Source organism: Jiella soli, assembly GCF_020615385.1.
In the GTDB taxonomy this organism is placed as follows: domain Bacteria; phylum Pseudomonadota; class Alphaproteobacteria; order Rhizobiales; family Rhizobiaceae; genus VKMB-3413.
This window is the reverse complement of the sequence record NZ_JAJAVB010000001.1, coordinates 24,447-51,374: the sequence shown is the minus strand read 5'-3', so window position 1 is coordinate 51,374 and position 26,928 is coordinate 24,447. Positions and strand designations below refer to the sequence as shown.

20 protein-coding genes and 5 pseudogenes are annotated in these 26,928 nt (G+C 64.5%); 9 read left to right on the top strand and 16 right to left on the bottom strand.

Annotation, left to right across the window (positions count from 1 at the left end):
- Positions 1 to 53: 53 nt before the first annotated feature.
- The 3 genes and pseudogenes from LH400_RS00260 to LH400_RS00250 all read right to left on the bottom strand — a co-directional run.
- Positions 54 to 2,922 (bottom strand): annotated as a pseudogene (locus tag LH400_RS00260) (Tn3 family transposase); the annotation flags it as partial.
- A 3-nt stretch (positions 2,923 to 2,925) separates the two neighbouring features.
- A complete protein-coding gene (locus LH400_RS00255; RefSeq protein ID WP_229150644.1) occupies positions 2,926 to 3,510 on the bottom strand; it encodes a recombinase family protein in 585 nt (194 codons plus the stop codon).
- 342 nt (positions 3,511 to 3,852) lie between these two features.
- Positions 3,853 to 5,001 (bottom strand): annotated as a pseudogene (locus tag LH400_RS00250) (ISKra4 family transposase); the annotation flags it as partial.
- Positions 5,002 to 5,145: 144 nt separating this feature from the next.
- Here LH400_RS00250 and LH400_RS00245 point away from each other — a divergent pair.
- Positions 5,146 to 5,955: a tyrosine-type recombinase/integrase gene (locus tag LH400_RS00245; RefSeq protein WP_229150643.1), complete on the top strand. Its 810-nt coding sequence runs from the start codon at positions 5,146 to 5,148 to the stop codon at positions 5,953 to 5,955.
- On the opposite strand, the gene LH400_RS00240 is transcribed toward LH400_RS00245, so the two are convergent.
- Together LH400_RS00240 and LH400_RS00235 are read right to left on the bottom strand one after the other, a co-directional pair.
- A complete protein-coding gene (locus tag LH400_RS00240; RefSeq protein WP_229150642.1) occupies positions 5,933 to 6,622 on the bottom strand; it encodes a plasmid pRiA4b ORF-3 family protein in 690 nt (229 codons plus the stop codon). The genes LH400_RS00245 and LH400_RS00240 overlap by 23 nt on opposite strands.
- A 1,061-nt stretch (positions 6,623 to 7,683) precedes the next feature.
- Positions 7,684 to 8,274 (bottom strand): recombinase family protein, encoded by a 591-nt coding sequence (locus tag LH400_RS00235; protein ID WP_229150646.1) that lies wholly within the window; start codon positions 8,272 to 8,274, stop codon positions 7,684 to 7,686.
- A 359-nt stretch (positions 8,275 to 8,633) separates the two neighbouring features.
- Between LH400_RS00235 and LH400_RS00230 the strand changes: the two genes are divergently transcribed.
- Entirely contained in the window at positions 8,634 to 8,918 is a 285-nt protein-coding gene (locus LH400_RS00230) for an AbrB/MazE/SpoVT family DNA-binding domain-containing protein (protein WP_229150641.1), read from the top strand.
- Complete coding sequence (locus tag LH400_RS00225; protein ID WP_229150640.1) at positions 8,915 to 9,307, top strand: type II toxin-antitoxin system VapC family toxin; 393 nt, start codon at positions 8,915 to 8,917, stop codon at positions 9,305 to 9,307. Before LH400_RS00230 ends, LH400_RS00225 begins: the two co-directional genes overlap by 4 nt.
- A 35-nt stretch (positions 9,308 to 9,342) precedes the next feature.
- Here the strand turns inward: LH400_RS00225 and LH400_RS00220 are convergent, their stop codons facing one another.
- From LH400_RS00220 to LH400_RS00210, 3 genes and pseudogenes are all read right to left on the bottom strand, one after another.
- On the bottom strand, positions 9,343 to 10,026 hold the full coding sequence (locus LH400_RS00220) for a Mu transposase domain-containing protein (protein ID WP_229150639.1): 684 nt from the start codon (positions 10,024 to 10,026) through the stop codon (positions 9,343 to 9,345).
- 18 nt (positions 10,027 to 10,044) lie between these two features.
- Positions 10,045 to 10,599: a helix-turn-helix domain-containing protein gene (locus tag LH400_RS00215; protein WP_229150638.1), complete on the bottom strand. Its 555-nt coding sequence runs from the start codon at positions 10,597 to 10,599 to the stop codon at positions 10,045 to 10,047.
- 189 nt (positions 10,600 to 10,788) lie between these two features.
- A pseudogene (locus LH400_RS00210) lies at positions 10,789 to 10,980 on the bottom strand (transposase); the annotation flags it as partial.
- Between the two features lie 512 nt (positions 10,981 to 11,492).
- Here LH400_RS00210 and LH400_RS00205 point away from each other — a divergent pair.
- The 3 genes and pseudogenes from LH400_RS00205 to LH400_RS00195 all read left to right on the top strand — a co-directional run bounded on the left by LH400_RS00205 (position 11,493) and on the right by LH400_RS00195 (position 12,422).
- Positions 11,493 to 11,705, top strand: coding sequence for a cold-shock protein (locus LH400_RS00205; protein ID WP_229150637.1), 213 nt, complete (start codon positions 11,493 to 11,495; stop codon positions 11,703 to 11,705).
- 214 nt (positions 11,706 to 11,919) lie between these two features.
- Positions 11,920 to 12,044 (top strand): annotated as a pseudogene (locus LH400_RS00200) (ribbon-helix-helix domain-containing protein); the annotation flags it as partial.
- A gap of 63 nt (positions 12,045 to 12,107) precedes the next feature.
- On the top strand, positions 12,108 to 12,422 hold the full coding sequence (locus tag LH400_RS00195) for a hypothetical protein (RefSeq protein ID WP_229150636.1): 315 nt from the start codon (positions 12,108 to 12,110) through the stop codon (positions 12,420 to 12,422).
- Between the two features lie 876 nt (positions 12,423 to 13,298).
- Here the strand turns inward: LH400_RS00195 and LH400_RS25920 are convergent.
- Both LH400_RS25920 and LH400_RS00190 read right to left on the bottom strand, forming a co-directional pair.
- On the bottom strand, positions 13,299 to 13,430 hold the full coding sequence (locus tag LH400_RS25920; protein WP_255616727.1) for a hypothetical protein: 132 nt from the start codon (positions 13,428 to 13,430) through the stop codon (positions 13,299 to 13,301).
- Positions 13,408 to 16,234, bottom strand: a pseudogene (locus LH400_RS00190) (Tn3 family transposase). Before LH400_RS00190 ends, LH400_RS25920 begins: the two are co-directional and overlap by 23 nt.
- A 95-nt stretch (positions 16,235 to 16,329) precedes the next feature.
- On the opposite strand from LH400_RS00190, the gene LH400_RS00185 reads away from it, so the two are divergent.
- Positions 16,330 to 16,950 carry a recombinase family protein gene (locus LH400_RS00185; protein ID WP_229150635.1) on the top strand — a complete coding sequence of 207 codons (621 nt, stop codon included), beginning with the start codon at positions 16,330 to 16,332 and terminating at the stop codon, positions 16,948 to 16,950.
- Positions 16,947 to 17,504, top strand: coding sequence for a hypothetical protein (locus tag LH400_RS00180; RefSeq protein WP_229150634.1), 558 nt, complete (start codon positions 16,947 to 16,949; stop codon positions 17,502 to 17,504). Before LH400_RS00185 ends, LH400_RS00180 begins: the two co-directional genes overlap by 4 nt.
- 619 nt (positions 17,505 to 18,123) lie before the next feature.
- On the opposite strand, the gene LH400_RS00170 is transcribed toward LH400_RS00180, so the two are convergent.
- Both LH400_RS00170 and LH400_RS00165 read right to left on the bottom strand, forming a co-directional pair.
- A complete protein-coding gene (locus LH400_RS00170; RefSeq protein WP_229150633.1) occupies positions 18,124 to 19,497 on the bottom strand; it encodes a hypothetical protein in 1,374 nt (457 codons plus the stop codon).
- Positions 19,481 to 20,098, bottom strand: coding sequence for a recombinase family protein (locus tag LH400_RS00165; protein WP_229150645.1), 618 nt, complete (start codon positions 20,096 to 20,098; stop codon positions 19,481 to 19,483). Before LH400_RS00165 ends, LH400_RS00170 begins: the two co-directional genes overlap by 17 nt.
- Between LH400_RS00165 and LH400_RS00160 the strand changes: the two genes are divergently transcribed.
- Positions 20,090 to 23,170 carry a Tn3 family transposase gene (locus LH400_RS00160; RefSeq protein WP_229150632.1) on the top strand — a complete coding sequence of 1,027 codons (3,081 nt, stop codon included), beginning with the start codon at positions 20,090 to 20,092 and terminating at the stop codon, positions 23,168 to 23,170. The genes LH400_RS00165 and LH400_RS00160 overlap by 9 nt on opposite strands.
- A 1,380-nt stretch (positions 23,171 to 24,550) precedes the next feature.
- Here the strand turns inward: LH400_RS00160 and LH400_RS00150 are convergent.
- The 4 genes from LH400_RS00150 to LH400_RS26205 form a co-directional block, all read right to left on the bottom strand.
- On the bottom strand, positions 24,551 to 24,937 hold the full coding sequence (locus LH400_RS00150; protein ID WP_229150631.1) for a helix-turn-helix domain-containing protein: 387 nt from the start codon (positions 24,935 to 24,937) through the stop codon (positions 24,551 to 24,553).
- Positions 24,938 to 25,326: 389 nt separating this feature from the next.
- Positions 25,327 to 25,629, bottom strand: a complete 303-nt coding sequence (locus LH400_RS00145; RefSeq protein ID WP_229150630.1) for a WGR domain-containing protein — start codon at positions 25,627 to 25,629, stop codon at positions 25,327 to 25,329.
- Positions 25,626 to 26,195, bottom strand: coding sequence for a recombinase family protein (locus LH400_RS00140; RefSeq protein ID WP_229150629.1), 570 nt, complete (start codon positions 26,193 to 26,195; stop codon positions 25,626 to 25,628). The genes LH400_RS00145 and LH400_RS00140 overlap by 4 nt, the downstream gene beginning before the upstream one ends.
- A gap of 12 nt (positions 26,196 to 26,207) precedes the next feature.
- A complete protein-coding gene (locus LH400_RS26205) occupies positions 26,208 to 26,711 on the bottom strand; it encodes an SH3 domain-containing protein (protein ID WP_370638294.1) in 504 nt (167 codons plus the stop codon).
- Positions 26,712 to 26,928 lie beyond the last annotated feature (217 nt).

Here is a 26,928-nt window from a genome sequence, read left to right as displayed (position 1 = left end):
CGCAAAACAACGATCTCACCCCCGGCCCGCAAGGCGGCTCACGCCGTAGGAATACCGAGCGGGGACAGATGGGCGAGGTGTTCGTCGGGAACCGGGCTGCCTGCCTTGGCGAGCGCCGCGAGGGCCGCTTGCAGATAGGTCGTGTTCCATAAGACGATCGCGCCCACCACGACGTTGACGGCGCTGGCCCTGTGGGTCTGCGCCTGGAGACCGTGATCGCGAAGGCGGCCGACGCGATGGAAGAAGATGGCGCGCTTCAAGGCGTTCTCGGCCTCGCCCTTGTTCAGCTCCCTCGTGGTGCGGCGGCGCTCGTCCGGGCTGTCGATCCAGCCGAGCGTGAACAGGGTGCGCTCGACGCGGCCGATCTCGCGCAGCGCCAGGGCGAGCCCGTTGGCCCTGGGATAGGATCCCAGCCGTTCGAGGAGCAGCGAGGCGCTGACGACGCCGGTGCGGATCGATGTCGCCATGCGCAGGATGTCCGGCCAGTGGCTTTCGATAAGGCCCTCGTCGATCCTGCCGGCGACGAAGGGGGCAATCGACGGCCCGGGAATGTGCCCGGCGAAGAGGTGCAATCGGCGCGCGCCGATATTGGGAATGCGCGGCGCGAAGCGGAAGCCGAGGAGGTGGCAGAGCGCGAACACATGGTCGGAGACCCCGCCGCCATCGGTATGGTGGTCGGTGATCGCGAGATCGGCGGCATGATGGAGAAGTCCGTCCAGGACGTGCGCCGCCTCGCCGGCGGTGGCGGAGATGACCTTTGAATGGAAGGGCGCATAGCGGTCGGAGACGTGAGTATAGAAGGAGACGGCCGCCTCCGAGCTCTTGTGTGGATTGACGGCACCGGTCGCCTGGGCACGTCTGTCGAGCGGGAAGTGCTGACCGTCCGAGCTCGAGGATGTTCCCGAACCGAACCGGTCTGCGAGGGGCAGGCGGTGCTGGGCGTCGACGAGACGGCCCAGGGCGCGGCCGTAGGTGCCCTCGCGCAGGTGCCAGGCCGCCAGCCAGGACAGTTGTCGATGGCTGGCAAGGCTGCACGCATCCGCCATGCGGCGCAGGCCGAGATTGGTAGCGTCCGCCAGCACCGCGGTCAGGATGGTGCGCGGATCGTCCGCCGGCTGGCCTGTGTGGAGATGGGCGAAGGCGTCGGTGAAGCCGGTCCAGCGGTCGACCTCGGCGAGAAGGTCGGTGATCCGGACGAAGGGCAGGCAGGCATAGAGAGGCGAAAGCGCGGCTTCGGTCTCGTCGGGCGTGACGGCCTGGAGCGGGGTGATCCGCATCCGCCCGTCTGACAGAACGACGTCCTCCAACGTTCCGAGATCGGCCTTGCGGCCGACGTCGGCGAGGCGGCGATCGAGCAGCGCTCGCCGCTCGATGAGCCAGGTTCGCGCGTCGGCTGGGACGGCGATCGGCAGGTGGCCCGCATCCTGCATGACGGTGAAGAGATCGCGGGGAATGAACTGTTCCTCGACGGCCCGGTAGCGTCGGCTCCCCTGGATCCAAACATCGCCGGCGCGCAGCCGATCACGAAGCTCGACGAAGACGCAGAAGGCGTAGAGGTTGCGATCGGGAAGGCCGTCGTTCTCGATGCGGCGCCGCCAGCTTGGGCGGATGAAGCCACGGGGCGCATCGGCGGGAAGCCGCCGCAGGCGACCGGCATGGAGATCGTTCAAGAGGGTGGCGGCACGCAGGAGCGAAGCACAGGCAGGAACCGCGTCGAAGCGGAACGCGCCGAGAAAGGCCGGGCCAACCTTCCGCAGGATAGCTTGCGCCCCCGCCGCGATCTCGACGGGATCGAGGCCGTCGGGCCGGACCAGCCGGCGCGCCTCGTCGACTTCGCGTCCGAGGTCGTCCCAGCGGATGACGGCTTCCACGGCACCGTAGGCTTCGCGCCCATCGCGCCGTGCGGTCAGAAGAGCGTCGCCGAGACGGGCCAGGAGGCGGACCTTGGCGTTGATCGCCCCGCGATCCCGCTTGAGAGCGGCTTCCGCATGCCGCTCGGCGCGTCGGAACAGGCGACCGACGATCCGGTCGAACATGAGGACCGCGTCATCGGTGCGGGACGCGATGGTTTCCAGCACGGTTGCGACCAGGACGGCATGGCGACGCGCGGGGCGGATCGCGGCAAGGTGTTGGGCCGTCAGGCGAGCGCCCTCCTGGGCAAGCTGGCGGAGCCGCTCGGGATGGACGCCATTGGCGCCTTGGCTGGCGACCTCTGTCGCCCGCAGGATCGTCAGGCGATCCAGAATGTCGGTGAAGGCACGGTGCCCGGCAACGCCCGGAGGTTGGCGGACCCATGCGAGCGTGACTGACCGCTCGGCCCGGTTCGATGCGGAGAAGCCCATCGAGGGCGGCTCGCGTCGAAGCATCGAGCGTGCCGGCGAGGATCGCTTCGACGCGCTGTTCGGCTGTAAGCATGGCCTGCCCGCTCATGCGCTCCAACGCCGAGACGCCCGGAATGATGATGCGACGGCGCCGGAACTCCGCCCCGAGGCGTGCAGCCAGGTCCGCCCCGTTCGTCGTGGTGAGGGCGACCGGTAGGAGCCAAGCCTGGAGGGACGCCCGTTCGGGTCGGCTGAGCGTGGCAAACCCGAACAGTTCGCGCAGCGTGCCCAGTTGCTCGTAGCGGGTCGGACCACGCGCGGCGTAGTCGGCGAGTGCGTCCGATGGGACCGCCAACTGTCCGGCCACGAACCGCAGGGCCTCGTCCGGAATGAGTTCGCCCGGACGCAACAGGCGGCCGGGATAGCGCAGGGCGCAAAGCTGGACGGCGAAGCCGAGGCGGTTGTGCGGCCGACGCCGCCTGGCGATGGTCGCCAAGTCCTTGTCACCCAGCACCCAATGACGGGCCAGCGTCGCCTCGTCGGTCGGGATCGCCAATAGCCTATCGCGCTGCGCCTCCGTCATGAGAGCGCGGCGCGGCATGGCTCAGGCCCTCTCAGGGGCGGACCAGCCGATGCGCGCCAGCGTATCGATCAGCGTCGAGCGGGCGACCTTGAAGCTGCGGCAGACGGAGGCCTTGCTGGCGCCGCCGGCAAGGGCGGCGGTGATCTGTTCGACCTGTTCGCCGGTCAGACTGGGCGGACGCCCGCCACGGCGTCCCCGTCGTCGCGCCGCCGCCAGTCCCGCCACGACGCGCTCCCGGGTCAGCGCCCGCTCGTATTGCGCGAGAGCGCCGAAGAAGGAGAACAGGAGTTCACCATGCGGGGTTTGCGTGTCCATCGCCTCGGTCAGCGAGCGGAAGGCGACCCTGCGCGCGCGCAGGTCCGCGACGATCGACAGGAGGTGAGGAAGCGAGCGGCCGAGGCGGTCGAGCTTCCAGACCACGAGCGTGTCGCCGGGCTTCAGGTACTCGATGCAGGCCTTCAGTCCCGGTCGATCGTCCCGCGCTCCGGACGCCTTGTCGGAATACAGATGCCGCTCGTCCACCCCGGCCGCGATCAGCGCGTCGCGCTGCAAGGCGACGGACTGGCGATCGTCGCCGGAGGAGACGCGCATGTAGCCGACGAGCATGTACGGAAATCCTTCGATCGAGACTTTCCGTACGCCTATTCAATCCGACAGGGTTTGTCGCGCAAAATTGCAAGGTCCCTGCCAACGACAAACCGGTTCTCGCTTACCCTGCCGGGAAACAGGTGTTTTCCGACAGGTAAGAGTCGACCCGGTCGAGCCGTTAGCGGACGGCTAGCTTCAACCGCCGCGGTGATCGGTTAGCGTATATCTGGGTCCGTTCTATGTGCTGACCCCGGCTGCGGGAGGTAAGTACCCCGAGGATCTTCCGCCCCTCTGATCATATGCCGCGTTCCTGATTTGTCCGCTTAACGTGGTTTGGTGCCCGCTCTATGTCGGCTCCCCGTTGCGCCGGATATAGGTGGCGAATTCCTCGGCCGTTTTGATGAACGCCTTCAGCTTTGGATAGGCGCAGTCCTCTTCGAGCCCGTACAGTTCGTCGACCAGACCCTCGGCCCACAATAGCCCGGCCCGGGAGTTGCCGTGCCACAGGTATCGTTTAATCCGCAGAAGATCGCGGGCGATCCGCTCGCCCTCATTCCTGTCGTGGTTGACGAGGCCCGTGGCGAATTGGCCGAGGACGGTCAGACGCATGGTGACGTGGAACCAGTCGAGGTGATGTTCGGCGTAGGGGGCCATTTCGGCCGCCAGATTGCGGACATCGTCACCGCCGTCGATCAGGAAGGTGACGGTCTGGTTCATCTGCAGGCCTTGGGAGCAAAGGAGTTCCCACAGCCGGCGCTTCGGCTTGGCATCGAAGCTCTGCACCAGGCCGAGATAGCGATCCTGGCGATCGCGCGGCAGCGACTTTCCGACGAGAACGCCGAAATGATCCTTCTTGTCGGCCCAGTCGCGCACGTAGCCACCGTCGATCCCGACCACGATTTCGCCCTCTGGCGGCGGCAACTCCCGCCAGTCGGCCTGGCAGCTGTCGATGAAGTTCGGCCGCTCGTCCCCGAGCGCGGCTTCGGCGCGCACCGCAACCCGATGCAAATGGTTGCGTACGGTCTTGGGATTGAGCCTGGCGTCGATCGGCAGCACGTCCTTCAGGAGGTCGACGGTCATGCCGTAGGAGACCAACGACGCCCATTTGCTTTCGAGATAAAGCAGCTCGGGCGCGGTGTGCGAGGTGAACAGCGCGGGCAGCGGGCTGAAGGTTTGCGGTCCCGCTGCATCCGTGCACCGGCAGCGATGGAGGCGCGGACTGTCGAGCGGCACATTGCCGAACGGCGTGCGGAAGGTCAGCGAGGTGCGCCCTTTGCTGCGCAACGGTCGAGCGCAGTGCGCACAGCACCGTCGCTCGGTGACAAACGCTGTGGCCTGAGTTGCGATGAGGTACTGCTGCACGCCAGCCAGAAGATCCTTGCCCTCGGCAAGAGACAGGCCGATCGCCTCCAGCCGATCATGGCGCTTGTCGAGCGCGAGCACCTCCGCGTCATCGCACAGGATTTCGCCGTCGCCGCTGACGACCCGCAGTTGGACTTCGACGCGCATGGCTGCTCTCCTTTTGATTGGGTTGCCACAATGCGGGGAGAGGAAAGCTCATGACGCTCCCTTCGCCAGCTTCCCCTGTCAGGAGGCGCCGTTTCGCGGTAGCGTGCAAGCCTGTTTGTTCTCCAGAACCGTCAAAGCAAACTCATGGTCGGCTACATCGAGCGCATCTCCGATCAGGTCGCTGCTCTCATCGTGAAGAACGGGCTGGACTATTTGCAGACCAAGGCGGTGTTCAAGGAGGCCCGGCGAAAGGCGAACCTGTCCGCTCCACCGGTGAGGCGCGGGGCGCCGAACCGGCTGACGCTTGAGGAGGAGCTGCGGTTCATCGACGGCGCTTATCAGAAGGGCGGCCAAGTCGGACTGATGATGCAGACCCTGCTTGAGACCGGCGCACGGGTGTCCGAATTCGTCGCGTTGAAGGTCGAGGATGTCAGCCTGGCGGAACGAGTGGTGATCATCCGCGCCGGCAAGGGCGGCAAGCGCCGTGAGGTGCCGATCCGCGACGAACTCGCCCGCCTCCTTGCCCTGCATATCGGCAAACGCCGCGGCGGACCGCTGTTCGTCAGCCGCGAGAAGGGATCGGGCGAGACCGCTTACGTCTACAGCCGTCAGCGGGTCGGTCAGATCGTCCGCACGGTCGCCCAGGGCGCCGGCATCGCCAAGCGCATCTACCCGCACCTTTTGCGTCACACGATGGCGACCCGGCTTCTCGGCCTCGGCATGGCGATCACCGATGTCCAGCGCATGCTCGGCCACGAGGATATCGGCACCACCCGGATCTACGCCGAGACCAACGCCGCGCTGCTGCGGCGCGCCTTCGACAAGCTCACCGTGCCCCTCGGAAGACAGGTCGTCCGCGAGATCGACGATGCCCGCGGTGCCGACGCGGCAGTGTTCGCCGCCGAGGTGCTGGCGGACCGGGAGCGTCGTCTCAGCAAAGGTGCTGGTGCTTGAAGACATGATGATCGCCAGCATGCAGCCGCGCGTTCACCGCGCGTCGGGAGAAACGGTCTTTCCAGAAGGGCTCACGGGCCCGGTTCCGCTCCAGGGTGTCCTCGAGCTGCCAGCGGATCGCCTCGTCGGCCAAGAGATGTGGCTGGCTCTGCAGGACGATCTGATCAAGAAGATCGGCAATCGTGTCCATGTCCTCGAAAGCCTCCAATCCCAGCGCTTGCGCCCTGCGCTCGTCGTAGCCGCGTGGGCCGCCGCAGTCTTCGGGCGGACAGGCGCCTTTGCCGCCGATGCAGACGGGATACCGCTTGCGGGGCTGCGGCCTGATCCACGCCTCGACCCGGACTTCATGCTCCCAGAAGTCGGTCATGTCGTATTCGTAGACGAACTTGTCGCCGTCGCGGAGATTGAAACTGCCCAGCGTCCGATCAGGCATTTCCGCTCCCAGGTCCCAGGAGCCATAATGCACGGCGTGGATCCGAAACTGGAAAAGGTGCAGGCTCCGCCAGCCTATCGCCACCTGAAAGACGCCGTGCAGATCGTGAAGCGTCATGGTCGTCGGCACCAGCAAACGCCGCCAGGTCATCGGGCTGATGTCGATCAGGCGAACCTTCAGCTGCAGGATCGAACAGCTGTTTCCGTCCAAGGGATCGGTCGTCACATCCGGCATGCGAGGGTCCGGTTCGGTGCCAAGGCGACGAGCCTACCGCCGGTTTGACCGGGACACCACCGGCATCACCCCACAGATTTTCCTGCTCCCCCTTGCAGAGGAACTTCGACAGGTTCGACGGGTCGATCGCAACGCCATGCTGGCCCTCGAGCCAGGCGGCCAGGTCCGGCATCGTGACGTCAGGCTTCTCCTTCACCTTGTCGATGATCGCTTGCCGATATGGCCCGAGCTTGCCCGACCCCTTGGGACGGCCTTGCTTGGCCGGCGCCACCGAGCCGGTCGCCGCATAGCGCGCCTGCACCCTGACCGCCGTCGAGGGCGCCACTTCAAACCGCGACGCCATCGACCGGCGCGAACTCCCCGCCTCAATGCCTCGCACGATCCGGAGCCGAAGATCCGCCGAAACCGATTTGCCCATGGTGCACCTCCGGCCATAGGGAATCAGCATTCACATCAAAAGGAAATCCTGCGATTCATACTTCCTGCCCGATGCTCTAAGGAGTTCCCACCCGGTAGCGACGCAAGGTGAAAGCGGAAATGGTGGTATCCGTCGTCAAGGCGTATCGCTCCTCTGGAGGTTCGGACTGGCTTCAACAGCTCCGCCGATACGCCGCCTTTCCCACACCGTCATCACCCAGACTCCGCCATAGCTGCAGAACCCTTGATCGTAGATCTTCCGCGCTAAGCGGGCCAAGCGATCTTCTGGGATGGTGCCGGCCTGGTGCTGGTTGCCAGGGGCTGGAGACGGCGCGTTCAAATGGCCGGGTATCGCGGGCGGCTCCATTCGCCTCAGCGCGGCGCAGTTCTCGGCGCTTCTCGAAGGACTGAATTGGCGCCGGGTTGACGAATCCGGAAAGACGAAGGTTCCCGAAGCGGTGAGTTGAGCGGCATTGGCGGCAACAATACTCTCGCCGAGAGCGCGGCGTCGAACCAGCATCCGTCCGCAAGCTACCGCACAAGCGTTAGATGTAGCCGCTTGTGCCGTTGGCACCGGCCGCCAGTGCGCCAACCGGATGGCCTGCGAGAGCTGCGGCCAGTCAATGGGATAAAATTCACGATGTTCAGGCCTCATTGGCATCGGCGCCTTCCCGTACCCGGCGAATGGTCGTACGGCTAACGCCGTAGCGCCTGGCGAGAGCCGAAACCGACGCCCCCTCACCCAGTGCCGCCACCACGTCGCATCGTACCGCCGCAGCCAAACTGGGCCGGCGGCCGAGCCTTTTTCCCTCGGCCTTTGCGCGTTCGAGGCCAGCGCGCGTGCGCTCGATCAAGAGGTCGCGCTCGAACTCGGCGACGGCATTGAGGACGCTCATCGTCATGCGCCCCGCTGAACTCGTTAGATCGACCCCGCCCAGCGCCAGGCAGTGGACGCGGATTCCAAGTCGGTCGAGATGCTCGACCGTGGTGCGCACATCCATGGCGTTGCGGCCGAGCCGGTCGAGCTTGGTGACGATGAGAACATCGCCCTCCTCCATCCGGTCGACCAGCTTGGCAAAACCGCTGCGCTCGAAGGCCGCGACCGAACCGGAGACGGTTTCCGTAACGACACGCTTTGGCTTGACGTCAAAGCCTGCGGCCTGGATCTCGCCAAACTGGTTCTGCGTGGTCTGATCGCTGGTGGAGACGCGGAGATAGGCGAAACTGCGAGACATGAGGGAGCCAAGGTGGATAAATACGCCGTCAACATATCGTCCATAGACGAAATGGCAAAACCCTTCTTTTCGTTCATCTGCCCAGCGAATGGATAAAAACGGTCGATTCCGGGCAGAGCCAATGGCACTCATTAACCCCTATTAGCACCATTAACCCCATCAGATCAGATTGGGTAATATAGCAGGCTTTGCCTGTTTTTGCCACGAGCGTTCTGTTCCCGGAGAAACAGCCGCCCGGAGGAATAAACCATGCAGCAAGACATATGGACAAGAGGGGATCGGTGACCTAAATTGATGATAGGTCGGTATAAGGATAGCAGATCCAATTGCGGCTCTTGGACTACATAGGATCAATTGCCATGAAGCGCTATGAAATCCCAATGCAAGAGAATGGGCGCATCATCTTGCCCGCGGACCTTCGGAAGTCGCTTGGGATCGGGAAGGGCGATAGGGTTCTAATTGAGGCGGACGGCGATCATGTAGTGCTCACGACAGTTCGCCTCCGTCGCAAACGCGCGCAGGAGATCGCTTCGCGCTATGCAAAACCCGGTGTCAGCGTCGTCGAGGGTTTTCTGGCAGAAAAGCGCACCGAGGCCGAGCGCGAGATCGACAGGATTGATGCCAGCGAAGCGGACGCGTCGTGAGCCGGTGCGTCATCGATACTTCGGCAATTCTCGCCTACGCCTTCAGGGAGAGAGGCGCGACAAAGGTCGAGCGCTGGATTGATGGCGGAGCTGCCGTCTCGACCCTGACCATTCAGGAGACGGCCTCGAAACTTTGCCAGAATGCCATGCCGCCGGACGAGATCGAGGAACTGGTCGTTTCACTGGGTCTTGCAGTTCACGACCTCGATCTCGCTCTCGCCTTTATGGCCGCGAAAACATTTGCGATCACAAAGCCCTTCGGCCTCAGCCACGGCGATCGCGCGTGTCTGGCTCTCGGCTTGGCATTAGGCGTTCCAGTGGTCACCGCGGACAAGGCTTTGTCAGAGGTGGCTGCGGATCTCGGAGTGCAGGTCGAGCAATTCCGATAACTCCGCGTCATCCCCGTTGCGAGCCCGCAAAATCGCTACAGAAGAAACCGACGGCGGTAGGGGCGGAAGAAATCAACCTTCCGCCGCGGGCTATCGCTTCCAGCGTGGTAGATGACGTTTCCAGCGTTCGCCGATCGTTTTGCGCACCGCCCGGCGGGATCTGCGTCGACCTTTCGGAGGAGTATGCCCCGGTGGAAGATCTCGATCGTCTTCGCCGTCGCCCGGACATCGACCTGCTGTCGGATCAGGCCGTGCGGCACCGAGTAGAAGAAGCTGTCGAATTCGACATGGTAGTCGGTGCCGACGCGGGCGAAGCGCCATTCGGCGAACTCATAGTCGTTCCCCGACAGGTCCGCGAGCGCTGGCCGCTCGACGGTCTCGAAGAGATGCCGACGGCTGACACCGAGCCGGCGCATGACGTGGTCGTTGATGCGATCGAGCGCGCCGGCGATTGCCGCGTTGGCCTCGGCGAGCGAGAAGAAGGTCTGCTTACGCAGTCGGCCCAGGATGCAGCTCTGGGCGAACCGCACGCCGTTCTCGACCTTCGCCTTGTCGCGCGGCTTGCGGGGCCGCGCCGGCAGGACGCCGACGCCGTAATGGGCGGCCATCATGCCGTAGCTTCGGTTGATCTCCGGATCGTAGAACGAGGCGCGGTTGACGCCGGACTTCAGATTGTCGGGCACGATCAGGCGCGGGACGCCGCCGAGAAAGCGGAACATGCGCACATGGGCGCCGATTCAGTCGGGAAGTGCCTGCGTCCACGTCGCCTCGGCATAGGTGAAGCCGGAGGCGCCGACGACGGCGATGAACAGCTCGGCCTCGCGGATCTCGCCGGTCCGGGGATCGACGATGGCGATCTTCTTGCCGGAGTAGTCGACGAAGACCTTGTCGCCGGCCACGTGCTCCTGGCGCATCGTCGGCGAAAGCCGACGCTCGAAGCTGCGGAACAGTTCGCAGAAGCGGCTGTAGCCGTAGCCGCCGGGATGAACGGCCCGATACTCGTCCCAGAGGATCTGCAGGGTGACGCCGGGCTTCTTCAGCTCCACGGCGACCTCCGCCCAGTCCGGTTCGGGACGACGCCGCATGCCCTGCTTGACCCCGGCATGGTCAAAGAGCCTGTTCTCGATGACATCGTCCGTCATCTCGCCCGGCAGCGGCCAGCTCAGACCGGCCGCCGCGGCGCGCTTCAGGTTGTCCTGAATGGTGCTCCTCGCCACGCCGAGCGTCTCGGCGATCTCCCGGGCACTGACGCCGTCCCGGGCAAGCCGAAGCATCTGTCGTAATTGTCTCATGGTCAGCCTTCTCTTTGCCGGCATCACGCTCTCCTCGTTCGACAAGGAGGGTGATGCCCGAGTTGCTGACCCAGGGGCTTCAGACGCCGGAGGGTGGCCGGTTATTGATCGGAATGCTGGCCGGCTTCATCCCGGAATGGCGGCCGACTTCAAATTGGAATACCCGGCCGGTTTGAATCGGAATCCGCATGCCATCAGCCGGGTCGTCAGCGGCGGATGGCCGGGCGCGTCCGTGTAGACCGCGCCGAGCCGCTCTTCCAGAAATTGCCAGTCGATCGCCCGGCCGAGCCTGGCGAGAGCGTGGTTCGTGTCGACGATCTGGTCGAGCCGGGCACGGAACATGTCCGTCTGCCCGCTGTCCCGCCGCTCCTTCGGACGCATCCCGACGCTCCCGATTCATGGACCCGAAAGCCATGGAATCACGCCAGCCGCCGCAACGCAATTTGCAAGTTTCTCAGCCCACAGACGGGCCAAACTGGCAGAAAGCAATTCTTTCCTGAAACCGATCAGACCGCCATTTCAATGGCTTCGACATACTTCACGGGAGACGCTTGACTTCCACCGTGAAGGGTTTGGACTGCCGTCTCATAATATCTCGTAGAATGGGATGAAAAACGCCACGGGCGGAAACGTGTGAGACATCACACGTCTCTCCGTTCGGGTCGTCTCATTATGGGGCCGCACAATTGCCTAATCCAGAAGCAATTTTGCTTCCCCATAAAAAACCCCGCTTGGCGCAAATCTTCCGACGAACGCCCGTCGTGGACTGTTTCAGCCCGTCAGGAACTCCCAAGGTTGGTGCAAGATCTGGCGTCCATCTTGCCGCGCGGGCTGGTTACGGTGATGCTGAACGCATCAGGCAGCGTGTTTAGGGATTAGAGCGGATCATTCGCATGGCACAGACAGGCACCGTGAAGTTCTTCAACGCGGATAAGGGGTTTGGTTTCATCAAGCCGGATAACGGAGGTGCAGATGTTTTCGTCCACGTCTCGGCCGTTGAACGCTCCGGCCTTTCGACTCTCACGGAAAACCAGAAGGTGACCTTCGACACGGAGCCGGACAATCGCGGTAAGGGGCCGAAGGCGGTTAACATCAAGCTGGCCTGATCTCAGCTGCCAGGGAACGAATGTTCCGGGCCTTTTCCAGTAGCCGCGAGACCGCGCTGGAGCACCAGCACGGGGTGCAGGTCACGTCCCGGCCGCGCGGGCAGGAGTGGAAGGCGGAGGCACGGCGTCAACTAACCCTTGAGGCCAAGTGTCAGAAATCCGATAGATTTAAATGTGTCGTGTGGTGTAAGGCTCCATGACGGAAGTCACAGCCATGCATACCACACAATCTCTCCGCATCACCCCGCCCCTGGAATTGGCGCAGATGTGAAGGACAAAGTCAGCTCCGGCGAGTATGCCAGCGAGAGCGAAGTCATCCGCGACGGTCTGCGGACCCTCTGGCTATTCCAATTCATTTCTTGCTAGAATTGCTTAATTTGCCGTTACGGTATGTTAACTCCTATGTCCGAGCTGCACCAGCTCAATCTTCGAGTTCCTCGTATTGCCTCTGCGGAGATGCGCGATGTCGCCAAAGCGCTACGCGAGGATCCTGCCTTCCGCCATCAGGTGCGCCGGCTCCTCGACGAGCGGACGAACCCCGCGGTTCTAGCCACTCATGGCCAGCGGCTTGATCGGCTGGAAAAGCAGTTGGCGGAACTGACAGAGAGCATCCAACCTGGACGACAGGCCGAACTGACGAAGGAAAATGTCGAACCCAATCAAGGCGACTTATGCCCCTCATTGTCTGAAGCTCGGAGACATGGTTTCACGCGCTGAACCGGCCGGATTGGCGTGACTTCTCCTGTTTCTGCGGGAGGAGAGACAGCGAGGCCGGCGGCGGGGCAAGCCGCTGGAGATCTGGTTCCAAGACGAGGCGAGTGTCGGTCAGCCGGGTATCTTGACCCGCATCTATACCCCGCAGAAAAGCGGGCCGCGCGATCGGCTCTTCAAGTCGCCTACATCTTCGGTGCCGTCTGCCCAGAGCGGGCGAAGCCCAGCCCTGGTTCTGTCCAGCGCCAACGCGGAGATTGCTGTCGCTGCATCTTGCCGAAATCGCAGGTCAGGTCGCGCCTGACACGCATGCCGTTCTCGTTTTTGCCTGCACCGGCTACCGCGCTGTCCGCGATCTCGTCATTCCTGACAACATCACGCTCCTGAAGCCCCATTATCCGCCCGGCTTGAACCCGATCGAAAACGTTCTGCAACGGTCACCAATTAGGACCCGTATAACACAGTTTTTAAGTACTTCTTGTGATGCCCTAATATTACTCAGCCTCCACCAGTTTGGCAGGTAGGCAGACATCTCTTCCCGTTTGCCGAGCAATACCCTATAAAAATTGCACTTCAGCAGCGACCTAGTCCAGCCTGAAGAGCAAGCCGACGTCCGCTCCCGCCAATGCCCCAGGAGGAGCGGACGTCGACGCAATCCGCCGAAGCGGACATCGGCCTTAGATCATCTTCTATGCAGATAAAATACGACGAAATGCCTCGGCAGATATCGATCCACAACCATGTCGGGAGCGGATGCAGGCATTAATGTCCGCTGTGCGCCGCGTCCAGCGGCCTCGCCATCGAGAACTTGATCGTTCGGCCGACGAAACAAATGATGATCTTCTCGTTCTGGCCCGTGGACGAACTTGGGTCGAGATTCGGTCAAACACAGAAGGCGATGATGGTGGCGAGGGTGACGGCGTAGAGGAAGTTCGCGGCAAGCCTGTCGTAGCGTACTGGGGAGCCGACATAGAACGGGCACCAAACCACGTTAAGCGGACAGATCAGGAACATTAAGGTTCTGCGCTGCTGGGGTTCGGTTGAGCGCGCGGAATCCATCGGCCTCGATCCGCGGCTCGTCGGACCAGATGTAGTCGCCGGTGAGGTTGATGTGCTGCCAGCCGAGGGGCGCCAGATGCGGCAGCCATTCGGCAGGAACGTCCTCTCCGCGGCCGCGCAGGTGGTGGATGACGCGGTTCATGTAGACCGTGTTCCAGAGGATGATGGCGGCGACCACGAGGTTGAGGCCGCTGGCCCGGTGCTGCCGGCTCTCGGCGGTCCGGTCGCGCAAGCGTCCGAGCCGGTGGAAGCAGACGGCGCGGGCGAGGGCATTGCGGGACTCGCCCTTGTTCAGCTCGGCGCTGGCTTGCCGGCGAAGCGAGGGATCGTCCAGCCAGTCCAGCGTGAAGAGGGTGCGTTCGATCCGTCCCACCTCGCGAAGGGCCAGGGCCAGCGCGTTCTGGCGCGGATAGGAACCGAGCCTTCGCAGGAGGAGCGAGGCGGGCACGACGCCCATGCGCACCGACGTTCCCGCGCGCAGCATGTCGTCCCAATGCCTTGTGATCAGCGGCTCGTCGATCCGGTTCCCCAGGAAGGGTTCGAGCGTCGGCCACCGGCTGGACGGGGCGAAGGCATGAAGCTTTCGGTGGGAGAGGCTCGGAATGCGCGGGGCGAAGCGGAACCCGAGCAGATGGCAGAGCGCGAACACATGGTCGGAGACGCCGCCGCCGTCGGTGTGATGGACGGCAATCTCGACCTCGCTCCCCAGAAGGCCGTCGAGGACGTGGACGGCTTCGCCCTCGGTCGCCGAGATGACCTTGGTGTGGAAGGGCGCGTAGCGTCCGGAGACGAAGGTGTAGAACGAGACGGCGGGGTTCGACCCCTTGTGCGGGTTGACCGTACCGGCGACCTCGCCCCGCCCGCCGAGCGGGAAGTGCTGGCCGTCCGAACTCGACACGGCGGCGGACCCGAAGGCGGCCGACAGCGGCTGGTCATGCTGGGCGGCGACGATCCTGGCCAGGGCTCGGCCGTAGTTCTCCTCGCTCAGATGCCAGCCTGCGGTCCAGGCGAGCTGACGGTAGCTGGTGTGGGCGCAGGCCTCGGCCATGCGCGTCAGCCCGAGATTGGTGGCGTCCGCCAGCACCGCGGTCAGCACGACGCGGGGATCGGCTGCCGGCAGTGCCGTGCGCGCGTGGGTGAAGTCGTCGCACAGGTTCGTCCAGCGCGCGACTTCGGTCATCAGGGCCGTGATGCGCACGCGGGGCATCAAGGTCTGGATCCGCTCGGCGAGCCGTTCGGCCGCCGCGGGCGTGACCGCCTGCGGCGGCGTGATCCGCAAGGCGGTGCCGGTCACGCGGACATCGGCCAGAAGATCGCGACCGGCGCGTCGTTCGATCTCGTCCAGCCGCTCGGCGAGAAGCGCCCTACGCTCCTCGAGCCAGTGCCGGGGATCGTCCGGGACGGCGAGCGGCAAGGGACCGGCCTGCCTCATCGCCCTGAACAGGGGCGTGGGGATCATCTGATCCTCGACGGCGCGGTACTGACGGCTGCCGACGACCCAGACATCGCCCGCGCGCAGCCTGTCGCGCAGCTCGGCGAACAGGCAGAGTTCGAAGGCCGCGCCGTTGATCCCTCCCTCGTGATGGACGGCGTTGCGCCAGCTCTTGCGCACGAAGCCGGTCGGGAGATCGGCGGGGAAACTGCGGCGCGATCCCTGGTAGAAGGTCCGCATGGTCTCGACGCCGCGCAGGAGGCTGGCGCAGCTTGCGATCCCCACGAACGCGAACCCGTCGAGGAACGCGGGGCCGATCCGTCTCAGGAGCGCGTGGCTGGCGCTCGCCAGCGCGACATAGTCGGGTCCGTCCGGACGCGACAGGCGGTCCGCCTCGGCGACGGCGGTGAGGAAGTCTGCCCAGGGGATGACGGCATCGAGCGCCGCAAAGGCGTCACCATGCGCATTCCTCGCCTCGGCCAGCGCGCCTCCGACCCGTGCGAGAAGCCGGATCTTCTCGTTCGTGGCGCGGGCGTTGACCTGAAGGTCCCGTTCGGCCCTGCGCTCAGCGCGGCGGAACAGGCCGCCCACGAGGCGGTCGAACAGGCCGATGGCCTCGTCCGTGAGGCGCGTGATGGAATCCAGCGCCGTCACGGTGAGAATAGCCCGTCGCCGCGGCCCCGGGAGACTGGCGAGCCCAGGCCATTGGGCTCAGGACGGCGCCGGCGGGAACCTCCAGGAGCGCGTCGAGATCAAGGCGCTTGCGATCGTCGAGACCGGCATCGATCTGCCGTTCGACATGGCGTTCCGCCTGGGACAGGGCAGCCGCGACCAGCCGTTCGATGACCGTCGGCCCTGGAGCGGCGACGGCACGACGGCGAAGTTCCTCGAGGAGAAGAGCGGCCAGCGCGGCACCGCTCGTGGTGCCCAGAGCCGGGGCGAGAAGCCATCGCGCCATCTCGGCGCGGTCGGGGCGGGTAAAGGTACGGAACCCGTAGAACGCATAGAGGGCATTGAGCTGGTCGTATCGGGTCTGCGAGCGCACCGCGTAGTCGGCCAGGGCCTCTGGAGCCAGGTCGAGCTGGTCGGCCAGAAAGGTCAGGATCTCTTCGGGCACGACCTCGCCCGGATGGAGAAGGCGTCCCGGATAGCGAAGGACGCAGAGCTGAACGGCGAAGCCGAGGCGGTTGTGGGCTCTGCGCCTTCGCGCGATCACGGCCAGGTCGGCGGCGGACAAGGTGTAGTGCCGGACGAGATCGGCTTCGTCCGTGGGCAGCGCTAGCAGGGCTTCGATCTGGCCCTGCGTGAGAGCACGGCGACGTGGCATGGCAGGCCTGTCCCAGTTGGAGTAATGTCTGTTTGCGATGCTATCCGTGTCAGGCGGGACAGGGCCTTGCGAGGCCTCGCGCCGGGAGGGTTCAATTGGGACAGCGGGCCGCGATCTACTGCCGGGTGTCGACCGCCGATCAGTCCTGCGAGCGTCAGGAGCGCGAGCTTCGTGCTTTCGCCGACCGCGCCGGCTACGAGACCGTGGAGGTGTTCCGGGAGACAGGCTCGGGTGCGAAGGTGAACCGAGCCGAGCGCCGCAAGGTGATGGCGCTCGCCCAGAGCCGGAGCATCGACGCGGTGCTCGTGACGGAACTGTCGCGCTGGGGCCGCTCGACGCTCGATCTCCTGGAGACGCTGCGCGAGCTCGAAGCGCGCCGCGTCTCGGTCGTGGCGATGACCGGCATGACCTTCGACTTGTCCAGCGCCACGGGCCGCATGATGGCGACTGTGCTGGCCGGGATCGCCGAGTTCGAGCGCGACCTGTTGCGAGAGCGCGTTCGCTCGGGTCTGGCTGCCGCCCGTGCGCGAGGCCGGGTCCTCGGTCGACAGACGGGCCAGCGGCCGAAGTCCGATCGCCTGGCACCGAGGGTCCTGGCGCTGGTGGAGGCGGGACGCAGCTACCGGCTGATCGGGCGGGAACTGGGCCTGAGCAAGAACACCGTGGCCGCGATCGTGCAGCGCCATCGCCCGCCGGTAGCGGAACGCGCCTCGTGAGCCGCGCGAAGGGTCCTCCGTCCGATCCGTATCGCAAGGCCCGGTTCCGCGAGGAGGCACGCGACATCGTGGCCAAGGATCGCTGGGAGCGGAAGTACGGCCGCGCTGTCGACACAGGCGGCGCCATTGCCCGTGCCCTGGAGCGGGCCTACAAACAGGGCTTCAGCGATGCGCAGGGCGATCCGCGTCCCGCTTTCACCGCGATCCCGGCGAATGGCCCGCTGGACTGGGCGCTCATCCCGCCAAGGCCCCGCAATGCCTTCTGGTCCTGCTGTCTTTATATGTACGGTCGAAAGGGCGACCGGGAGCGGCCCGGGTGGCTGGAACCCGCCCCGACCAGCCGCGGCACGATGGGCTGGCGTCTCGTCGTCGATGGCACCAACCCTGAAAAGGTCATCGGCAACAACTCGATCGGTCCGTTGGTCGATCTCGACCTCATCGAACGCGTTCCCGGCACCCAGGATCACATGACCATCAGCGCGCGCGGCCGCGCAACGTGGGAACGCTTCCTCGCTGAGGGAGGACAGTACCCCGACGATCTTCCGCCCTTCTGATCACCGCAACTGTTCATCGTTTGTCCGCTTAACGTGGTTTGGTGCCCGTTCTATGTCGGCTCCCCGTACTGCGATGCGTCGGAAGTTTTTCAGGCGCAGCGATCGCGGTAGCGTCGCTTGTCGCAGGCGATCGGCCCCTCGGTGGGAGCGTCCAGGCAATCACCGGCGTGCAACCCATCACACAGAGAGGCGCCGCCGCAGGGCATTGGAGTCATACCTCTTGTCGGCAGTGAGCCAGCGCACCGGTCCCGTTACTGTCAGAGGTTGTCCGCGGCCCCCATGTCGCTGACGGTGCCAAGCGTCGCCGGAGGATCGCTGGGCGGCCGACGCAGTCGGTGATGGCATGGATCTTGGTGGTTTGCCTGCCTCTGGAAGGTCCGATCGCCTGCGCCTTCGCCCCCATTTCTGCCGTGGGCGGAGCGCTGGGCCTTTCAAATAGGTAGAGTTGATTAATGCCGACCGGCCCGAGAAACCCGTCGCCACCAGTGCTTTTAGAATGTTGCTCTAGATGCGGCACCATAGGTTGAAGCGGTTATTGATCGTCGTGGAAGGATCGTGTCCGCTGGGCAGTCGCTGCCAGGCCCCTGTGCATTATTGGGGCACGGATTCACGGTAGAAGTCAGCGTCGCAGGTCTTCGAGGCCGAGTTCCTTCCACATCCAGCCGAAATCGTAGGATGCCATGGGATCGGTGGGATCTCGGGCCTTGCGGGACTGGTTCTCGAGGTATTTGAGCCAGTCCACGGCCTTTACGCGGTGGACGTCGCTGGCTGCGGCGGCACGTGGAGACAGTCCCCCCAGCATTGGCACCGGCTCATCGAGCGTGCGGCGATATTGTCCGTCGAGGAGGCGATGCACCAGAGAGGCGGTGATCTCGGGCGGAATCTCCATGTCTTCATCGAGATCGGTGTCGTCGTCGAGGAACGCCTCTTCGGCCATGTCGTCGAGCGTCTCTATCCGAACCGTCGGCTCAAGGATGCGATCGCCGAGAGCTTCTCGAAGCATGGCCGTCGCCTGGTCGGCGCGGGAAACCGAATTGGTTGTGAGGATCAGGGTCCGACCCTCAAGTTCGACATGACCCAGGATAATCCGGCCATCGGGCCTAATCGCTTCCGCGACTGCGCCGGACGCCCTATCGCTATCCGCCGTGACACCGTCCGGTCGCTCGCCGAGCCAGTCCCAGATCTTTGTCCGCACCGGCGTCAGAACGCCGGTCGCGTTCAGCAGGACTGTAAGATCCTTCTGCCGAATGCCCTTGGCCAGTGGATAGCGGAACTGGTGGAACACCGGTTCTTCGCCGTCGCTGTTCACCATGGCCGGCATCTCCCCGAGCGCCCTCGGCAGGACGTCAAGCAGCCAGGCCGTGGTGAAGAGCGGCCCGGCGCGACACAGAGCCTCTTCGTCGATCGGAGGCGTCGGTTCGGCTTGTCCGAAATCATCCGCCTCATCGCCGCGCAGTCCGCGCAGTATCGCGTCGGACGCCTCGGGGCCGAAGGGCAGCAGTCCGCCGCCAATGACGGTGCGCTCGCCAAGATCGACCAAGCGTGCGCCGATCCTGTCCCAGGGCTTCAGGGACTGCGTCGCGCTCTTCTCGTGGACGAGACGCGGCTCGCCGCCCAGGATGAGATCACGCGCCCGAAAGGACGCGCCTGGCACGATGTCGCTGACCTCGTAGAGGCTCATGAAGGAGGACCGGAGAGCCGCCATGTAGCGTCTACCTTGAGCGCTTTCCTTCCAGCCGCGGCGCTTCAGGTAGTCCTCAACAAGATTGCGACCGGTCGGGCCGCCCCTGCGTGTCAGGAAGTCCTCGAAAGCACAGCCCCACAGCGTCCCGGCCCAGTGCTCCCCAAGCAGGTCCGGGATTTCGTCATAGTCGAGATCGAAGGCCTCGAGCGCCATGGCGAAGTGCTCAGCGAGAACGTCCTCGAACGCCTCCGCCCATTCCGGGCGGCCAACGAACTTCATCAGGCCGGCAAGTTCATGTCCGCTGTTCATGGAAGGGGCCTCCAAGGGCGATCGGACTCTGCCGGAACGCGGCAACGATGCGTGAGACGGTGGGTTCGCTGACGCCATAGAGCCGGGCCATCTCGGCACCGGACTTACGGCCCGAGAGGACTGACTCGGCGATCTCGCGGCGCTGTTTCTCGCCAAGCTTGCGCCGGCGCCCGCCGATGCGCCCTTCGGCGCGCGCTTGGGCGAGCCCGGCGGAGGTACGCTCGCGGATCATGGCCCGTTCGAATTCGGCGAAGGAACCCACCATCTGCATCATCATCCGGCCAGCGGCCGTGGTCGTGTCGATCGCTTCGGTGAGTGAGCGAAAGCCGGCGCCGGCGAGTTCGATACGCTCCATGATGTGCAGCAGGTCCTTCAGGCTGCGTGAGAGACGATCAAGCTTCCAGACGACCACCACGTCGCCCTCGCGCAATTGTCCGATCATTTCCTGCAGCTTCGGTCGATCCCAGCGCCCGCCACTGGCGGTCTCTTCGAAGACACGCCGGCATCCGGCAGCGTCGAGCGCGCGGCGCTGAGCCGCGTTCGACTGATCGTCGCCTTTCGAGATGCGGGCATAGCCGATCAGGTAGGGAGGATGGCTCACGCTGGCTCTTTCACAAACGGCCGTATCCGGAGGATGAAACGTCCTCACGGCATTGCGCCACATTCCGTCTTTCATAATCCTCTTTCATTTCAACGCCGAAAGGCAAGAGATTTTTGGAGGCCGGACGTGCCAGGACACATACCCATGACCAAGAGACAGCGCGCGGACCTGCTCGCCCTGCCGGGCAGTGAGACGATGGTGGTTCGCCACTACGCCCTTGATGCGAACGACCTAGCTGCTGTCGCGACGGCGCGCACGCCGGCAACCCGGCTTGGCTACGCCCTCCAGCTCTGTGCCCTGCGCTATCCGGGCCGCCATCTTCGTCGGGGCGAGCTGATGCCGGCAGCCATGCTCGACCATATCGCAGAACAGGTCGGGGTCGAAACCGATGTCATCGCCGACTTCGCGCGACGTACTCCGACGCGCTACGATCAACTCGCCGCCATCAAAGCCCGCTTCGGATTCAGCGATCTCAGCCGTCCGCTGCGCGCCGAGCTGATGACATGGCTGACGCGGGAAGCCGAGACCATCGTTGATGGCCGCGTTCTCCTCGACCGCCTGCTGGCCGAGATGCGCTCCCGCTGCATCGTCATCCCCGGCATCAGCGTCGTCGAGCGCATGGCGGCCGAGGCGATGCACCGGGCCGACGCCGCGTTTGTCGCCACGATCGATGCCAGTCTCGAGGGCGACATGCGAGTGCGTCTCGACGCCTTGATCGACGATAAGGTGCACGAGCGCCAGAGCCGCCTGTCCTGGCTGCGTGAGCCGACACCACGCGTCTCGTCCGCTTCGCTGAGCGAGATCCTGGAGAAGGTCGAGGCGATCCGCCAGACAGGAGCAATAGACACTTCCGTCGGGCCCCGACACGAACCACGCCTCACCCAGTTCGCTCGTGAAGGCGTCCGCTACACCGCGCAGGCCTTCCAGCAGATGCGCCCGATCCGCCGCCGCGTCGTTCTCGTCGCTACGCTGCGCGAGATGGAAGCCACGCTGACCGACGCGGCGATCGCGATGTTCGACGCGCTGGTAGGCCGCGCCCATCTTCGTGCTCGCAAACGGCTCGAGCAACGGGTCGCAGCGTCCGGACGCGAGGGACGGGAGCGGCTGGTGCGCGTGGCGAACGTCCTCGAGGCGATGACCCGGGCGGCGCGTTCAGGCGCCGATATCACGCTTGCGGTGCAGGCGATCGCACCGCTGGAGACGATTGACGCCGATGCCAGCATCATTCGTCGTTCCGCCTCACCTCACAAAGGCGACGTACTGGAGGAGATTGCGGCGGAGCATCGGACATTCAAACGGGTGGGACCCGTCTTCCTGCGGGGCTTCGACTTCCAGGGCCGGCCCAGCACCGCTGCCCTTCGTCAGGCAATGACAACTCTATCGGCTCAGGGCGGTGACGGGCGCAAGCCGTTGCCGTCGCACATACCGCTCGACCATATCGAGCGGCGCTGGCTCCGTCAGGTCATGGTGAACGGCGAGATCGATCGCACGCATTGGGAACTGGCGACCTACAGCGCGCTCGCCGACGCCTTGGCGTCTGGAGCTATCTGGGTTCCGTCCTCCCGGACGCATCGTTCTCTCGGCGTGATGCTCGCCGCGCCGCCCGGCGCTTCGCCGCGACAGGCTTTCTCGCTCGGCGATCCTCATGCCTGGCTGGAAGAGCGGTCTGCGCGGCTCGACCAGGCGCTGCGCGAGGTCGCCAGCAATCTCGGCGGCCGCGATCCTGCTCTCTTTGCCGGCGATCGGCTGCGCTTTCCCAAGGACGGGAACGCGGGAGACCATGACGATGCAAGGCCGCTCGCCCTGGCCTGCTACGGCATGGTACCGACGACGCGCATCACCGACGTCCTATCGCAGGTCAGCCGTTGGACCGGTTTCGTCGACCACTTCGGCCACGTCTCCACGGGTCTCCCGCCGACTGACGAACGCGCCTTCCTCGCCACGTTGATCGCGGAGGCCACCAATCTCGGCCTGGCACGTATGGCCGAGGTCTGTGGCGCCGCCTCTCGGCGCGTTCTTCTGCGGATGCAAACCTGGCATATGCGCGAGGAGACGTTCCGCGCGGCGCTCGCCTGTCTCACCGACGCCATCCATGCCGAGCCCCTGGCAGCCTGGTTCGGTCCAGGTCACAACGCGTCTGCCGACGGGCAGGCCTACTATCTCGGCGGTCCCGGCGAAGCTGGCGGCGCGGTGAACGCCCACTACGGGCGCGATCCCGTGGTGAAGATCTACACCACCGTCACCGATCGCTACGCCCCACTGCACCAGACCGTCATCGCCGGAACGGCGGGCGAGGCCATCCATGCCCTCGATGGCATCCTCGGCCACGACAGCGACGTCGACCTCACCGCGCTGCATGTCGATGGCGGCGGCGTCTCCGACATCGTCTTCGCCGTCATGCATCTCATCGGCCTTCGCTTCGAGCCGCGCATTCCCCGGTTATCAGATCGCCGCCTCTACGCCTTCGAGCCGCCCCGGCGCTACGGCAGGCTCGCGCCGCTGTTCGGTCGCCGGCTCAACCGAGAGCTGATCGTCGGGCACTGGTCAGAGATCGAGCCGGTGATCGGGGCGATGCGGGATCGAACCGTGACGCCGTCGCTGATCCTGAGGAAGCTGGCGGCCTATCGCCAGCAGAGCAGCTTGGCCGCGGCACTGCGCGAGGTCGGCCGCATCGAGCGCACCCTGTTCACGCTGCGCTGGTTCGAGGACCCGGCACTGCGCCGCACGGTCACTGCCGAGCTCAACAAGGGCGAGGCGCGCAACAGCCTGGCGCGCGCTGTCGCATTCCATCGTCTCGGCCGCTTCCGTGACCGCGGTCTGGAAAACCGGACAACGCGTGCGGCCGCTCTCAACCTAGTCACCGCCGCGATCATTCTGTTCAACTGCCGCTATCTCAGCCGAGCTATCGATGAACTACGGCGCCAGGGCCGGTCGATAGACCCGGCCCTGCAGGCGAGGCTCTCGCCTCTCGGTTGGGATCGCATCAACCTCACCGGAGACTACGTCTGGTCCGACCAGCTCAATCTTGGTGCGGACGGCCTCATGCCGCTCCTGACCGACGCCCTACCGTGAATCCATGTCCCAATAATGCACACGGGCCTGCCAGCGACCGCCGATCTTGAGCACGTGCAGGATGCCGCTGATCACCTGGCGATCATCGACCTAACGTGCACAAGGCTGACTCGAGTTTGGAAAGGATTTTTCTACAAGTAGTAGTACAAATGCTTTGGACGTTCTTTTTCGCCGCGTGGGCCCGGTGGAAATTCAGGTCCCTAGGCTTCTTTCATTTTCCTATCAAAACACTGCAGGCTGCTCGCAGCCTTGATTCCCTTGCGTTAATAATGTTTTATTACGCTGCGTGAGGTAAACTCTCCCGCGCGCGTGAGGCCCGACGGGTTCGATATGCTCTCCCCGTCGGGCCGTTCGGCGAGAGTTCTGTGGTCACCGTTTAAACTCATCCAACGTCATCGCAGGCTCGTCCGACCAGCCCAGCCAAGCTTCGTGCAAGCCTCCAAGGCTAACTTCGACCCTGATGACGCTAGTGCTGCGGTGCCGCCACATCCGCAGCGAAGGCCCGGCGGGAATCTCAGCCCCGCTGGGCCTTCTTGCGGGGTCTGTCTGCGGATCCTGATGCGCCGGTTCGCCTGCAGGAACCTTTCGTGCGGACGGTGGACCTTCATTGAGCCCCTGTAGGCTCTTCCCGACCATTCGCCCGTCGCTCCGCCAGCTACGGGAAGTCCAGCGACACCTTCTCAGCGCGAAGCCGCCGAACATCTCTCCCATTGTCTTGGCATGCGTACGAGCGCCAGCACCTTTTTGCGTCTTGTGCGCCCGGGACAGGGTCGCTGCGGCCGTGTCACCGCAGCCCCCATCCACGCCTGACTGGACTGCTTCACTGTGCCACACCTCTATGTCGAAAAATCGCCGATGACGTTGCGCGCGCCCCGGCGCGGCAACATCGAGCGGCCGGACTTCCTGGTGGGGGTACCCAGCCTTGATCTTCTGGCCTTTGATGTGAAGGCCAAGGCGCTGTCGACGGGTGGAAACTTTCGCGCGGCTGTTTCACGTCACGATGATTTTCGCATGCCTATCGACGGAGCCAGACGGGTGCGCCCAATGGGTCCGACTGACCGACCTGGAGAACACCCCTGCTGATCCCCCAGCGTCGCAGCCAGGCGGTGCTATGCGTATTGCAGGGCGCGTGATGGTGGTGGAGAGCGCTACGCCGCTTCAGACTTTTCGCTGATGGCCTCGGCCTGATCGGCCGAGTGGCAGGCTCCGGCTTTCTATGGCGCGCATTGAGGGCGCGTTCACCTCCGCCTGCCTGGCTTGCCAGATCTGCTGTTACCAGACGGGTTATTGCTGAGTGCTGGAAATGGGCTTCCTGCCGCTCCACACAAAGTGCGGGAGAACCAAAATTCACGCGGCATTGACACGAGCGACCGCTCGCGATCAGCCAGTGGATGCATCCTTGGCCAACGCTTCAACCAAGCCGATCAGGCCGCGGCGCACTTCACGGTCGGAGATCCTTGCAAAGGCCCGATTGAGGGCGTTGCCAGTCCGTGTGGAGACGAAATGCGTGAGACCGCCGTCATCGATCTCGGAAGCGCTGGAGTTGTCGAAGAACGCGGCAACCGGCAGTTCAAACAGTTCGGCCGTCTGCTGCAGCCGGCTGGCGCTGATGCGGTTGGTGCCCTTCTCGTATTTCTGAACCTGCTGAAAGGTCACCCCCAGCACTCGTGCCAAATCTGCCTGACTCATGCCGCGCGCGAGGCGGAATGTCCGGATACAACGGCCCACTGCAGCATCGATCGCGTCTTCGGTTTGTGTCTTGGTCATCGCCCCTCCGATGGGGAATGCTACCCCGCCGACCAGAGCTCAGCAATCGAGGCGTGCTGTCGCGGGGCGGGTAGAAGCCCGGATGTTCACCGACGATTGCCGCCCTGTGGGCAGGTTCGCCTATTCGGAGCTGCTGCCGAAACAGAAGGTGACGATCGGCACCATGTGACGGGCAACCGTTCTGAACAAAGCCGCAGATCCTCGGACCTGCGACTTAGAATTGATCCAGGCGCACCGACATACCGCAAGACGCCCTGAGCATCTGCGCCGACATGAACCTAACGTGGCGCAATTTCATGTAGCTGATCGACCATGCGGACGGTCATCGGCTGTCGCTACCGGACGGAATTCACGCGGCATTGACAATCGGCTGACGCGATTGCCGCCGCTCAGGCGGCATATCCTCGCCTCACCTTGGCGCGACGCTGCCGGTCGAGTGCCAAAGTGGCATCGCCCTCGTAGGCGAAAACGGTCGACTGCATCTGGCCGCTGCCGCGGCTACCGATGCGTCCCCAGCGGCGGACCAGCGCGTACTCGCCGAACAGCGTGCGCTCGACCGTGAAGGCGTAGTAGCGGGCCATGTTACGGGCAGGATCGATCCGCTGCAGCAGCACGGCAGTCTCCGCGTCCGCGGGACCTGTTGCCGGGTCCTGGCCGGCGAGCCAGTCAATCAGGTCGAGCTGCTGCATCATGGCTTCAGCCTCGAAATCGTCGAGTGGCTGACATTGTAGCTGCGGGCGATCTCGGTCAATGTCTCCTCGCCGGCCTCGCGCCGGCGCAGTGCCTCCTGGCGCTGGTGCGGGGTCAGCTTGAAATGCGGACCAAGTTTGACCCCGCGCGCCTTGGCGCGGGCCCTGCCCTCGCCGGTGCGCACCCGGATCAGCTCACGCTCGAATTCAGCCAGACCGGCGAGCACGGTCAGCGTCAGGCGGCCGTGGGCGGTGGTGGTGTCGGCCCAGGTGTCAGTGAGGGAGCGGAACGCCGCGCCCTTATCGGCGATGGTGCCGAGGATGTTGAGGAGATCCACCGTCGACCTGGCCAGCCGGTCGAGGCGGGTGACGAGGACGACATCGCCAGGATTGAGGGTGGCGAGCAGTCTGGTCAGCTGCGCGCGCTCGCGCTTGGCGCCGCTGACCTTCTCCTGGAACACGCGGGAGGCCCCCGCCCGCTCGAGCTGGGCGACTTGGGCCTCGAGGGTCTGCCCGTCGGTGGAGACGCGGGCATAGCCATAAGTGAAGGGTTCGGGGCGGGTCATCATTGTGCACGTATATTATGCACAGGCTAACCCGTTGGCGCAGCGGGGGCAAGCGTTATGTGCATAATTCTTCAGCTTCTCACCGGGGTAGACGCCCCAGAGGGATGACTGCTCGATATATCCGGACATGTCGTGCCGTGTGAGAGCGACGCTGCACCATGTTCCGTCACACGAGAGATCCTGGAGAAGCACGCCGGGCTCCAGACGTGCCACAAGACCGCTTTGAGATGAGCGCCCACTGTGCAGCGGCACCGCCCTTGTCATCCAGGGTGCCACGGTCGCCGTACGCTCGCCGGACAACAGCGCTCCGTATATCCAGCCGGTCTTCGCATCTGCTCCGCGGATGCGGCGCCAGTTTCCAAATTCTTGATAGATCTCAAGGGGGATTCTGCTCCGCACATAGGTCCAGAGAATGGGATAGTGGAGACCGGGTCCACGGCGCACGTGCGCTTCGGAAGCCTTCAACGATACGAACCTGGGAAGCGGCAGTTCCGTTCGGGCTTGGGTCGACGGCGTCATCACCATCAGACCCGCCATGGCCACCGCGATGTGCAGCAGTGGCCGAGAGTGCTTCTGCTTCAGTCTCATCCTTCCTCGTAGCTGCTAATCCGTTAAGCGGCGGTTGATCGTACCCGGTCTGATCTTCCGTCGGTTGAAGAATGGCTGCGGGCAGCGTACCTTGTATTTCTCTGCGGCGCTCAACGCATTTCGGAATAATTCTGCAAACTCCAGAAAT

Excerpts from the sequence above, each read along its gene's own strand:
- LH400_RS00255 (WP_229150644.1), bottom strand. The coding sequence starts at position 3,510 with ATGCTCGTCGGCTACATGCGCGTCTCCTCCGGCGACGATCGCCAGTCC.
- LH400_RS00245 (WP_229150643.1), top strand. The coding sequence starts at position 5,146 with ATGGTCGGCTACATCGAGCGCATCTCCGATCAGGTCGCTGCTCTCATC.
- LH400_RS00240 (WP_229150642.1), bottom strand. The coding sequence starts at position 6,622 with ATGCCGGATGTGACGACCGATCCCTTGGACGGAAACAGCTGTTCGATC.
- LH400_RS00235 (WP_229150646.1), bottom strand. The coding sequence starts at position 8,274 with ATGTCTCGCAGTTTCGCCTATCTCCGCGTCTCCACCAGCGATCAGACC.
- LH400_RS00230 (WP_229150641.1), top strand. The coding sequence starts at position 8,634 with ATGAAGCGCTATGAAATCCCAATGCAAGAGAATGGGCGCATCATCTTG.
- LH400_RS00220 (WP_229150639.1), bottom strand. The coding sequence starts at position 10,026 with ATGTTCCGCTTTCTCGGCGGCGTCCCGCGCCTGATCGTGCCCGACAAT.
- LH400_RS00215 (WP_229150638.1), bottom strand. The coding sequence starts at position 10,599 with ATGAGACAATTACGACAGATGCTTCGGCTTGCCCGGGACGGCGTCAGT.
- LH400_RS00205 (WP_229150637.1), top strand. The coding sequence starts at position 11,493 with ATGGCACAGACAGGCACCGTGAAGTTCTTCAACGCGGATAAGGGGTTT.
- LH400_RS00195 (WP_229150636.1), top strand. The coding sequence starts at position 12,108 with ATGTCCGAGCTGCACCAGCTCAATCTTCGAGTTCCTCGTATTGCCTCT.
- LH400_RS25920 (WP_255616727.1), bottom strand. The coding sequence starts at position 13,430 with ATGTTCCTGATCTGTCCGCTTAACGTGGTTTGGTGCCCGTTCTATGTC.
- LH400_RS00170 (WP_229150633.1), bottom strand. The coding sequence starts at position 19,497 with ATGAACAGCGGACATGAACTTGCCGGCCTGATGAAGTTCGTTGGCCGC.
- LH400_RS00160 (WP_229150632.1), top strand. The coding sequence starts at position 20,090 with ATGGCTCACGCTGGCTCTTTCACAAACGGCCGTATCCGGAGGATGAAA.
- LH400_RS00150 (WP_229150631.1), bottom strand. The coding sequence starts at position 24,937 with ATGACCAAGACACAAACCGAAGACGCGATCGATGCTGCAGTGGGCCGT.
- LH400_RS00145 (WP_229150630.1), bottom strand. The coding sequence starts at position 25,629 with ATGATGCAGCAGCTCGACCTGATTGACTGGCTCGCCGGCCAGGACCCG.
- LH400_RS00140 (WP_229150629.1), bottom strand. The coding sequence starts at position 26,195 with ATGATGACCCGCCCCGAACCCTTCACTTATGGCTATGCCCGCGTCTCC.
- LH400_RS26205 (WP_370638294.1), bottom strand. The coding sequence starts at position 26,711 with ATGACGCCGTCGACCCAAGCCCGAACGGAACTGCCGCTTCCCAGGTTC.